This is a genomic window from Streptomyces sp. NPDC058221, from assembly GCF_042882365.1.
GTDB lineage: Bacteria > Actinomycetota > Actinomycetes > Streptomycetales > Streptomycetaceae > Streptomyces.
The window spans coordinates 37814-48582 of sequence record NZ_JBHVWF010000054.1 but is presented as its reverse complement, the minus strand read 5'-3'; the positions used below and the strand labels follow the sequence as shown (position 1 = coordinate 48582).

The window sequence follows — 10769 nt, the reverse complement described above, 5'->3', positions numbered from 1 at the left end:
ACTGGTCCCCCACGCCCTGTCGTAAAAACCTACCTCCCCCGCCCCGGCGCCAACCGTAAAACGCCCCCCCGGGGGGCGGCCGTTTTCCGTGAGCGGGGGTGGTGCGGTCAGGGGAGCGTGAGGATCTCGGCCCCCGTCTCCGTCACCACCAGCGTCTGCTCGAACTGGGCGGTGCGCTTGCGGTCCTTCGTCACCACGGTCCAGCCGTCGTCCCACATGTCGTAGTCGTGGGATCCGAGCGTCAGCATCGGCTCGATGGTGAACGTCATGCCGGGCTTCATCACGGTGGTGGCGTGCGGGCTGTCGTAGTGCGGGATGATCAGGCCGGAGTGGAACGAGGAATTGATCCCGTGCCCGGTGAAGTCCCGCACCACGCCGTACCCGAAGCGCTTGGCGTACGACTCGATGACCCGCCCGATCACATTGACCTGGCGGCCCGGCCGGACCGCCTTGACCGCCCGCCTCAGTGACTCCTCGGTGCGCTCCACGAGCAGCCGGGACTCCTCGTCCACGTCGCCGCAGAGGTAGGTGGCGTTGTTGTCGCCGTGCACCCCGTTGATGTACGCCGTCACATCGAGGTTCACGATGTCGCCGTCGCGCAGCACCGTCGAGTCGGGGATGCCGTGGCAGATGACCTCGTTGAGCGAGGTGCAGAGCGACTTGGGAAAGCCCCGGTACCCCAGTGTCGACGGGTAGGCGCCGTGGTCACACATGAACTCGTGGGCGACCCGGTCGAGTTCGTCGGTCGTGACGCCCGGGGCGATGTGCTTCGCGGCCTCACCCATCGCCTGCGCGGCGATCCGCCCCGCGACACGCATGCGCTCCAGGGTGTCGGCGTCCTGGACCTCCGGGCCGGTGTACGGCGTCGGAGCGGGCTTGCCCACATACTCGGGGCGCCGGATGTTTCCGGGCACGGAACGGACGGGAGTGAGCTCCCCTGGTACAAGCAGCGACTGGCCAGACATGCCAGCGAGTCTAACCAGCGTGTCTGGGGCAGCATGGCACCGAGGAAAGGAACCGACGATGGCCCTGTTCAAGAAGCGCACGGTCGGCAAGCCCGGCGAGTGGTACTACTGCCTGGAGCACAAGAAGGTCGAAGAGGGCCCCGAGTGCCCGGCCAAGGACCGCTTCGGCCCGTACACCTCCCGCGAGGAGGCGCAGCACGCCATGGACACCGCGAAGGAGCGGAACCTGGAGTGGGAGACCGACCCCAAGTGGCACGACCGCCAGGGGCCGGACGAGAACGCGGGCGGCTGAGGGCGCGGGGCCGGGTGTGACGGCCCGGGCTCAGCCGGTGGCCGTGGCCACCGGGCCCTCCTCGCTCCGCGCGCGCCTGCGCAGCGCGTCCTCGTCCGTCGCGGAGTCGTACGTCAGCAGCTTCGGGAGCGCCGCCGCCAGCAGCGCCACCGAGGCCACGCACGCCACACCCCCGGACCAGACCGCGGACCGGGTCCCCGTCCACCCCGCCATCCCGCCGGCCCGGACCTGGCCCAGCTGCGGGCCGACGCTGTACGAGAGCACCTCGATGCCCGCGAGGCGGCCCCGGAGCTCCTCCGGAATGGTCTGGTTCCAGATGGTGGAGCGGCCCAGCCCGCTCAGCATGTCGCCCGCACCCGCCACCGTCAGGCAGACCAGCACCAGCCACACGTTGCCGAACCAGCCCGCCGCCGCGATGGCCAGCCCCCAGACGGCGGCGCCGAACACCACGAACAGCCCGTGTCTGCGCACCCCTCTGGTCCAGCCGCTGGTCAGGCCCAGTACCAGGGAGCCGACCGAGCCCGCCGCGTACTCTCCCATAGCCTAAAGGGCATGGGAGGTGCCCCCCTGCCCCAGCGACCACTCGGCGTCCAGCTCGTCGCTGAGGAACGGGAAGATCGCGTTCGGGAAGGCGAAGAACATCGCGGCCATGTCGATCGCGTACGTCCCCAGCAGCACCGGCCGGCTCCAGGCGTACCGCGCTCCCTCCGCGATGCCGCGCAGCGACGGCTTCTGCCCCTTTTCCACGGGCGGTGCGGGCGCGAGCCGGCGGCACAGGAACACGGAGACGGTGAACGTGACGACCGTGACCGTGTAGGCCGTGGCGTGACCGGCGTACGCCACCACCACGCCGGCCAGCGACGGGCCCAGGATGGCCCCGAACTGCCAGCGCAGCGAGTTCAGGGCGGCGGCCGCGGCGAGCTGGTCGTGCGGCACGATCCGGGCCATCAGTGAGTCCAGCGCGGGCCGCTGGAGCCCGGAGAGCGCGGAGACGCCGCCGGCGACCAGGTAGAGAGGCCAGAGCAGCGGGTCGGGCAGGGCGGCGTTCACCAGCAGGACGAGCGCGAGCAGCCCGAGCCCCGCCTCGGTGGCCAGGATGACCTTTCGGCGGTCCACGGCGTCGGCGAGCGCGCCGCCGTAGAGGCCGAAGACGACCAGCGGCACCAGCTCCACCGCGCCCATGGCCCCCACGGCGAGCGGGGAGCCGGTCAGCTCCTTGATCTGGAGCGGCAGCGCGATCAGCGCCATGAAGCTGCCGAAGAAGGTGACGAGCCCCTGCACCCACAGCAGCCGGAAGTCGGCGGAGGACCGCCAGGGCGAGAGGTCGGGCAGCAGCGCGGCCAGCCTGGCGGCGAGGGAAGAGCGAGAGGTCACGAGGAGACATGGTCCGTGGAGGTGCGATCCTGGGCAAACTCATTTCCCGGAGCCGGGCGGACCGCCCCGGGGAAGGCGGCGGCCGCCCCGCTCACCACCGCGGCGGCGGGGGCGCCGTCAGCTGGTCGGCGAGCCGGGACAGCCGGTCGCGGAAGCGCCGCCGCCCACGGGCGACAGGCGCGCTGTTCTCCCCGGCCGCCGCGCTCACCAGGTGCTGGACCGTGTCCAGGTCCACATCGTCGCCGTCCGCCACGGACAGCGCCTCATGGGCGAGGCCGCGGACCTCCGGATCGCCGTTGTCCAGCGACAGCACGGTCGCCCCCGCGCGGCGCGCGTCGTGCACCCGCTCCAGCAGGCCCTCGCCCGGCGACCTGGGCACCACCACGAGCAGGGTCTCGCCCCGCCCGGCCGCCTCGATCCGGCCGAGGCCCACGGCCAGGTGCGCCGGGGCCCCGGGCTCCACCCGGTGGCGCACCAGGGTGGGCGTCAGCTCCGGCAGCCCCGACCAGGTGGACTCGTCGACCAGATGCGCCGCCAGATGCCACGGCTCGTACGCCTCGGTCCCCACCAGCAGCATCCCGCCGCGGTGCGGGACGACGGACGAGCGCAGCGTCCCGGCGAAGCGCCGGGTGGCGGCCGGCCACTCGGTCCCGGCGAGCACCTCACGCAGCAGCGCCACACGTACGGCATCCATGGCCCGGCATCATGCAGCACATCCCGGGTCCCGCGCGGGGGAACGGCCGCGCACCATCCGAACGGGGCCGGGGCCGGCGACGGGGCCGGGAACGTGATCCGGATCGCGGTCCGGCGACGGGGCGGCACCTCCCCGCCTGGAAGTACTGTCGGGGCCATGACTACGAATGACAGTGGCAGCGCCCCCAAGCCCCCGGCCAAGGACCCCTGGGACCTTCCCGATGTGTCCGCACTGACCGTCGGCGTACTCGGCGGCACCGGACCGCAGGGCCGCGGACTCGCCTACCGGTTCGCCCGCGCCGGACAGCAGGTCGTCATCGGCTCCCGCGCGGCCGACCGGGCGCAGGCCGCCGCCGAGGAGATCGGCCACGGTGTCCGGGGCGCGGACAACGCCGGGTGCGCCGCCGCCAGCGACGTCGTGATCGTCGCCGTGCCGTGGGACGGGCACGCCAAGACCCTGGAGTCGCTGCGCGAGGAACTCGCCGGGAAACTCGTCATCGACTGCGTCAACCCGCTCGGCTTCGACAAGAAGGGCGCCTACGCCCTGAAGCCCGAGGAGGGCAGCGCCGCCGAGCAGGCCGCCGCCCTGCTGCCGGAGTCCCGGGTCACCGCCGCCTTCCACCACCTGTCGGCGGTGCTCCTCCAGGACGCGGCGATCGAGGAGATCGACACCGATGTGCTGGTGCTGGGAGAGGCCCGCGCCGACACCGACGTCGTCCAGGCGCTGGCCGGCCGGATCCCCGGAATGCGGGGCATCTTCGCCGGACGGCTGCGCAATGCCCACCAGGTCGAGTCGCTGGTCGCCAACCTGATCTCGGTCAACCGCCGCTACAAGGCACACGCGGGGCTGCGCACCACCGACGTGTGAGCGGTATCGCCGTGGCCGCACCCCGAGCGGCTCGGCCCGGGGCATGGGGGACACTGGACGGGACCGCGCGCCATCCCCCGACAGGAGCCACCCCCATGCCCCGCCTCGCTCTCTACGCCTGCGCCTTCTGCGTCCTGTCCGTCGCGGCGGCCGTGATCTCCTTCGTGCAGGGCAGCTGGCCCCTGGGGATCGTCTGGGTGCTGCTGGTCGGACTCTCGTCCAACATGGCCTGGTACTACCTGCGCCGGCAGCGCGCGGCCCGCACTCCGCAGAGCGCCGCCTAAGGGCTGTCCCGTAACCCCTGGTCCGCCGGGCAGCCCTCGTACTCCGGCCGGACGAGTCCTAGCCGTTCAGCGAGCAGACCGGGTTCTGCGTCTGCCAGAACCGGTAGGCGTCGAGGCCGCAGTACGTGTCGAAGTCGCTGACGCCGAGCGAACGCAGCAGCGCGTCGACCGCGTCGAAGAACGCCTCGTTCACCCCCGGGACCCACAGCAGGGCGAAGACCGCGATCAGCCCGAACGGGGCGAACGGCTCCACCTGGCGGCGCACCGAGTGGGAGAGCCAGGGCTCGATCACCCCGTAGCCGTCCAGACCCGGGACCGGTACGGAGTTCAGGATCGCCGCCGTCACCTGGAGCAGCGCCAGGAAGCCCAGCGCGTACCGGAAGGCGGCCGGGACGCCGTCCAGCGCGTCCAGCCAGAACGGCGCCGTGCACACCACCGCGAACAGCACGTTGGTCAGGGGGCCCGCCGCCGAGATCAGGCTGTGCCTCCAGCGGCCGCGGATCCGGCCCCGCTCGATGAACACCGCACCACCCGGCAGACCGATCCCGCCCATGATCACGAACAGCACCGGCAGCACGATGCTCAGCAGGGCATGGGTGTAGCGCAGCGGGTTCAGCGTGAGATATCCCTTGGCGCCGATCGAGATGTCGCCGCTGTGCAGGGCGGTCCTGGCGTGCGCGTACTCGTGGAGACAGAGCGAGACGATCCAGGCCGCCGTGACGAAGAGGAACGTGGCGAAGCCGGGCTGAGAGGCGAAATCCGTCCACACCGCCCAGCCGGACACCGCCGCGACGGCGACGATCCCGAGGAAGACCGGGCTGATCCGCCGGTCGCTGCGGGCTGTTGCGGTGGTCATCGGCGGGCTCCTGGTGGCTGCGGGACGGGCGGGAGCGGGCGGGCGGCGAGCCACGACCGTACAGGCGACACGCCGGAAACGTCTGGCATCCGGGCGGTGGTTCCGTAAAGGGTGGGGGCATGACAGGCAGCACGGCGGACGGCCGGCATGGATACGGCCGGGCCGCGGTCCCGCCTCCCGTCCCGGTCACGGACAATGGGCGCGTGCGCTACAGCATCCTCGGTACCACCCAGGCACTTCGCGACGACGGCACGCCCGTCGCCATCGGCGGGGCGCGACTGCGCGCCCTGCTCACCGTCCTGGCGCTGCGGGCCGGCCGGACGGTGCCGGCCGCCGTGCTCGTCGACGAGGTGTGGGACGGGGACCCGCCCGCGGACGCGCCCGGGGCCCTCCAGGCCCTCGTGGGCCGGCTGCGCCGGGCGCTCGGCCATGAGGCGATCACTTCGGCGGAGAGCGGCTACCGGCTGGCAGCCGAGCCGGACACCGTCGACCTCTACCGCTTCGAACGGCTCGCGGGGGAGGGGGCGCGGGCCCTGGAGGAGGGCGACCCGGCGAAGGCCGTGAGCGTCCTCGACGACGCGCTGGGCCTGTGGCGCGGACCGGTACTCGCCGACCTCCCGGACCGCCACGCCGACGAGGTCCGCTGGACGGCCCGCAGGCTCGACGCCCGCCGCACCCGCCTCACCGCCGCGCTGGCCCTCGGCCGGGCCGAGGAGGTGCTGCCGGAGCTGGCCGCGCTCTGCGGCGAGCACCCGCTCGACGAACCGCTCCAGGCCCTGCGGCTGCGAGCCCTGCGCGATGCCGGACGCACCGCCCAGGCGCTGGCCGCGTACGAGGAGGTGCGCACCGTGCTCGCCGACCGGCTCGGCGCCGACCCGGGCGCCGAACTGAGCGCGCTGCACGCGGGGTTGCTCCGCCAGGAACCGGCGCGTCCGGCCGTACGAGCGACCCCGGCGGGCCGGCCCGCGCGCTCCGGCCCCGCAGCCCCGGCCGCCCCGCACGGCAATCTCCGGGCCAGGCTCACCAGCTTCGTCGGACGCGAGAGCGATATCGACGCCCTGCGCGGCGATCTCTCCCGGGCCCGGCTGGTCACCCTGCTCGGCCCCGGCGGCGCGGGCAAGACCAGGCTCTCCCAGGAGGCCGCGGAGTCCGTCGGTCCCGCCGTCTGGCCGGACGGGGTCTGGATGGCCGAGCTCGCGCCGGTCGACGACCCGGAATCGGTGCCGGAGGCCGTCCTCACCGCGCTCGGCGGCCGTGAGACCGTGCTGCGGGGTGCGGGCGCCGAGGAGCTCCGGGTCGCCGAACGGGGCGGCAGCGAACCGCTCAGCCGGCTCACCGAACACTGCTCCGGCCGCCGCATGCTGCTGCTCCTGGACAACTGTGAGCACGTCATCGAGGCCGCCGCCGCCCTCGCCGACCATTTGCTGGCCCGCTGCCCGGAGCTCACCGTCCTCGCGACCAGCCGCGAACCCCTGGGCGTACCGGGCGAGTTCGTCCGCCCCGTCGACCCGCTGCCCGATCCGACGGCGCTGCGCCTGTTCGCCGACCGCGGCGCCGCCGCGCAGTCCGGCTTCCGGACCGACGCGGACGAGCAGACGGCCGCGGCCGTCGCCGAGATCTGCCGCCGGCTGGACGGTCTGCCGCTCGCCATCGAGCTCGCCGCCGCCCGGCTGAGGATGCTCACCCCGCGCCAGATCGCCGACCGGCTCGACGACCGCTTCCGCCTGCTGAGCAGCGGCAGCCGCACCGTACTGCCGCGCCAGCAGACCCTGCGGGCCGTCGTCGACTGGTCCTGGGACCTGCTGGACGAGGACGAACGCACCGCGCTGAGACGGCTGTCGGTCTTCTCCGGCGGCTGCACCCTCGCCGCCGCCGAGGCCGTCTGCTCGGACCGGTCCGAGGACGCGCACGACGTCGCCGGAGTGCTCGGCTCACTTGTCGACAAGTCCCTCGTCGTCGCCGCACCCGCCGCGGACGGCGGGATGCGCTACCGCCTCCTGGAGACCGTCGGCGAGTACGCCGCCGAACGGCTCGACGAGGCGGGGGAGCGGGAGACGGTGGAGCGGCAGCACCTGGTGTTCTTCCGGGAGCTGGCGCGTACCACCGACCCCGGGCTCCGCGGCGCCGGGCAGCTCGCCGCCATCGGACTGTTCGAGCGCGAGTACGAGAACCTGCGCACCGCCCTGCGGCACGCCGTCGCCGCCCGCGACGAGCAGGAGTCGCTCTGCATGGTGCTGTCGCTCTCCTGGTACTGGCACATACGCGATCTGAGCAGCGACGCCCTGCAGTGGGCCGAGGCCGCCGCGGCGCTCGGCCCCGACCCGTTCGCCCCGCCCGGCAGCCCGGCGCCCTCCCTCCACGAACGCTGCACCGACGCGCCCCCGCCGATGAGCCCCGAGCTGCTCCAGGAGGCGCGGCGTGAGGTGGCGCTGGTCCGGATGGTCAGCACGGACCACGGGATGGACGAGTGGACGAACGTCGACAGCATGGCGCGGCTGCGTGCCATCGCGAACACCTACCGGGCGGGCCAGCCGCAGACCTGCCGCTTCCCGGCGTCGCTCTGGTTCTTCGCGGTGCTGGTCACCGGGGACATGAGCGCCCTGCGCGACCTGCTGGAGGAGACGGTCCGGGCCGCACGGGGGTTCGGTTACGAATGGGAGCTGGCCTCGGCGCTCCAGATGCGCGCCAACGTGCTGGCCAACCGGCTCGACTGGGCGGGCGAGGCCCGCGCGGATGCCGACGAGAGCCTGGAGATCTTCGTCCGCCTCGGGGACGACTGGGGCGTGGCGGAGGCGCTCTCCTCGCGGGGCGAGGCCAACGAGAAGCGTGGCGACTACGGCCGGGCGGCCGAGGACTACCTGGCCGCGGTCGGCTACGCGGAGAAGATCGGCGCACGGGCCCAGGTGTCGGTGCTCCGCACCCGGTACGCCTCCACCCTGACCGAGCTGGGCCGTGGCGCCGAGGGCGAGGTCATTCTGCGGGAGGTACTCGACGAGACATGGCATGCGGGGCACGGGGCGAAGTCCTTTGCCCGGCTCTTCCTGGCCCTGTGGCTCGGGCGGTCCGGCCGTATCGTCGAGGCCCGCGAGCACCTCGCCGCCCTGCGTGAGGAGTTCACGCCGGAGACCGAGGCGGTCTTCCACGGTTTCGTGGTGGGCGGTGTGGCCTGGCTGGACAACCTGGAGGGGCGGTACGCGGATGCCCTGGACCGGAGCCGGCAGGCGCTGGAACGCTCCGGCGACCCGCTGACGCAGATGGTGGCGCCGCACATGGCCGCGATCCACCTGGTCACCGCCGCGCGGGCGCTGGGCGGCCTCGGCGAGGAGCGCGGGGCGGCCCTGGGGGCGCGGCTGCTGGCCACCTGCCGGGAGCTGCTGCCGAGCGGGCATGTGCCGACGTCGATGGAGCGGGAGAACCACGAGGCGGCCGAGAAGCTGATCCGGGCCGCTCTCGGGGACGGCGCCTTCGAGACCGCGTACGACGGGAGCGGCGGCCTCTCCCTGGAGGAGGCCACCGCTCTCGTGGGCGCGTACCGGGCCTGAGCCGGCCCGTCGGTCAGGACTTCTTGCGGAACTTGGACACCGCGAGCGGGGCCATCACCGCGGTGATGACCACGGTCCAGCCGAGCGTGAGCCAGACCGAGTGGCCGAGCGAGGTGCCCATCATCAGGCCGCGTGCGGAGTCGGCCAGGTTGGACAGCGGGTTGTAGTCGGTGAACGCCTGGAGCCAGCCGGGCATCGTCTGCGGCGGGGCGAAGATCGAGGAGCCGAACTGGAGCGGCATCATCACGAGCATCCCCATCCCCTGGACGGCCTGCGCCGTCTTCATGCTCAGTCCGAGCAGGATGAAGATCCACATGATGGCGGCGCCGAACGCGGCCGCGAGGCCGATCGCCCCGATCAGCCCGAGCACCGAACCGTGCAGCTCCATGCCGAGCGCGAAGCCCATGCCCAGCAGGATCAGCGTGGCGACCATCATCCGGCCGAGCTCGACCACGATCTTGGCGATGAGCACCGAGGAGCGGGCGATCGGCATGGTGCGGAACCGGTCCATGACCCCCTTGCGGAAGTCGTCGTTGACACCGCTGCCGACGGCCATGGCGATGTTCATGCCCATCATCGCCATCAGACCGGGGATCAGATAGTTCAGATACTCCTGCCGGCCGCCGCCCATGCTGCCGCCGACGGAGCCGCCGAAGACGTACACGAACAGCAGCACGAAGATGACCGGCATCAGGAGCGCGTCGAACATCGACTCCGGATCCTTCTTGATCTGGAGCAGGTTGCGCCGCACCAGGGCGCCGATGTGCCGCAGGTTGTTCCGCAGCCCGATCCCGCCCTCGTCGTGGAGGTTCGTGGCCGGGGCGGGTGTGGCCGTGCCGGTGGGGGCGGGCGTCAGAGTCGTCGTGCTCATGCCGCGACCTCCTGGGGAATCGTGTCGGTGACAGTGGCCTTGCCGCCCGTGATGGCGAGGAACACCTCGTCCAGGCTGGGCAGCGCGGTGGCGACGTGCGCCAGCGAGAAACCCCGGGTGCCGAGCAGGCCGATGACGGCCGTCAGCTGCTCGTCGCTGAGGATCGGTACGTACAGCAGCCCCTCGTCCGGGACCGCCTGCGCGCCCGCGACGCCGTCGAGACCGGCCTCCCGCAGCGCCTGCGCCATCGCGGCCAGCTGGGCCGGGTCCGACGGGCGGATCTGCAGGGTGCGGCCACCGACCTTGGCCTTGAGCTCGTCGACACCGCCGCGGGCGATGATCTTGCCCTGGTCGATGACGGTCAGCTCGTTGGCGAGCTGTTCGGCCTCTTCCATGTACTGGGTGGTGAGCAGCACGGTCGCCCCCTCCGCGACCATCCTCTGCACCTCGTCCCAGACCTCGTTACGGGTGCGGGGGTCGAGCCCCGTCGTCGGCTCGTCCAGGTACAGCACGGCCGGGCTGCCGATCATGGAGGCGGCGAGGTCCAGCCGGCGCCGCATGCCACCGGAGTACTCCATCGCGGCCTTCTTCGCCGCGTCCGTGAGCGAGAAGCGCTCCAGCAGCTCGTCGGCGCGCGAGCGGGCCTTCCTGCGCGGCAGGTCGAGCAGCCGCCCGATCATGTAGAGGTTCTCCCAGCCGGAGAGCTTCTCGTCGACCGAGGCGTACTGGCCGGTCAGCCCGATGGTGCGGCGCAGCGCGCGGGGCTGCTTCACCACGTCGAAGCCCGCCACGACCGCGTGTCCGGCGTCGGGCAGGATGAGCGTGGAGAGGACTCGCACGAGGGTGGTCTTGCCGGCTCCGTTGGGGCCGAGTACTCCGAGGACGGTGCCCTCGCGCACATCGAGGTCCACACCGTCCAGAGCTTTGGTCGAGCCGTAGTGCTTGACCAGTCCCCGTACCTCGACGGCGTTGGCGCCGTTCCTGGGGTTCTTGTCGATTCGCGTCATGTCCACCATCAGACCAG

At 72.5% G+C, this 10769-nt stretch carries 9 protein-coding genes and 1 pseudogene; 4 read left to right on the top strand and 6 right to left on the bottom strand.

The annotated features are described in order from the left end of the window. Nucleotides 1-107: 107 nt before the first annotated feature. The gene (map, locus tag ACFVW8_RS19005) at nt 108-965 is read right to left on the bottom strand and encodes a type I methionyl aminopeptidase (protein WP_389691367.1); all 858 of its coding nucleotides are present in this window, start codon (nt 963-965) and stop codon (nt 108-110) included. A gap of 58 nt (nt 966-1023) precedes the next feature. Between map and ACFVW8_RS19000 the strand changes: the two genes are divergently transcribed. Beyond that, nucleotides 1024-1257, top strand: coding sequence for a hypothetical protein (locus tag ACFVW8_RS19000; RefSeq protein ID WP_389691365.1), 234 nt, complete (start codon nt 1024-1026; stop codon nt 1255-1257). A gap of 30 nt (nt 1258-1287) precedes the next feature. On the opposite strand, the pseudogene ACFVW8_RS18995 reads toward ACFVW8_RS19000, so the two are convergent. Then, nucleotides 1288-2631: pseudogene (locus ACFVW8_RS18995) on the bottom strand (MFS transporter). 91 nt (nt 2632-2722) lie between these two features. Continuing rightward, nucleotides 2723-3325 (bottom strand): hypothetical protein, encoded by a 603-nt coding sequence (locus ACFVW8_RS18990; protein ID WP_389691363.1) that lies wholly within the window; start codon nt 3323-3325, stop codon nt 2723-2725. A gap of 156 nt (nt 3326-3481) precedes the next feature. Here ACFVW8_RS18990 and npdG point away from each other — a divergent pair, with 156 nt between their 5' ends. Both npdG and ACFVW8_RS18980 read left to right on the top strand, forming a co-directional pair. Continuing rightward, the gene (npdG, locus tag ACFVW8_RS18985) at nt 3482-4192 is read left to right on the top strand and encodes an NADPH-dependent F420 reductase (protein ID WP_389691361.1); all 711 of its coding nucleotides are present in this window, start codon (nt 3482-3484) and stop codon (nt 4190-4192) included. Between the two features lie 95 nt (nt 4193-4287). Next, on the top strand, nt 4288-4476 hold the full coding sequence (locus ACFVW8_RS18980; RefSeq protein ID WP_389691359.1) for a hypothetical protein: 189 nt from the start codon (nt 4288-4290) through the stop codon (nt 4474-4476). 58 nt (nt 4477-4534) lie between these two features. On the opposite strand, the gene ACFVW8_RS18975 is transcribed toward ACFVW8_RS18980, so the two are convergent. Then, on the bottom strand, nt 4535-5332 hold the full coding sequence (locus tag ACFVW8_RS18975; RefSeq protein WP_389691357.1) for a site-2 protease family protein: 798 nt from the start codon (nt 5330-5332) through the stop codon (nt 4535-4537). A gap of 203 nt (nt 5333-5535) precedes the next feature. Between ACFVW8_RS18975 and ACFVW8_RS18970 the strand changes: the two genes are divergently transcribed. After that, nucleotides 5536-8874: a BTAD domain-containing putative transcriptional regulator gene (locus ACFVW8_RS18970; protein ID WP_389691355.1), complete on the top strand. Its 3339-nt coding sequence runs from the start codon at nt 5536-5538 to the stop codon at nt 8872-8874. Between the two features lie 13 nt (nt 8875-8887). Here ACFVW8_RS18970 and ACFVW8_RS18965 read toward each other — a convergent pair whose 3' ends face one another. Continuing rightward, nucleotides 8888-9745, bottom strand: coding sequence for an ABC transporter permease (locus ACFVW8_RS18965; protein ID WP_389691353.1), 858 nt, complete (start codon nt 9743-9745; stop codon nt 8888-8890). Continuing rightward, nucleotides 9742-10761 (bottom strand): ATP-binding cassette domain-containing protein, encoded by a 1020-nt coding sequence (locus tag ACFVW8_RS18960; protein ID WP_389691379.1) that lies wholly within the window; start codon nt 10759-10761, stop codon nt 9742-9744. Before ACFVW8_RS18960 ends, ACFVW8_RS18965 begins: the two co-directional genes overlap by 4 nt. Between the last annotated feature and the right edge of the window lie 8 nt (nt 10762-10769).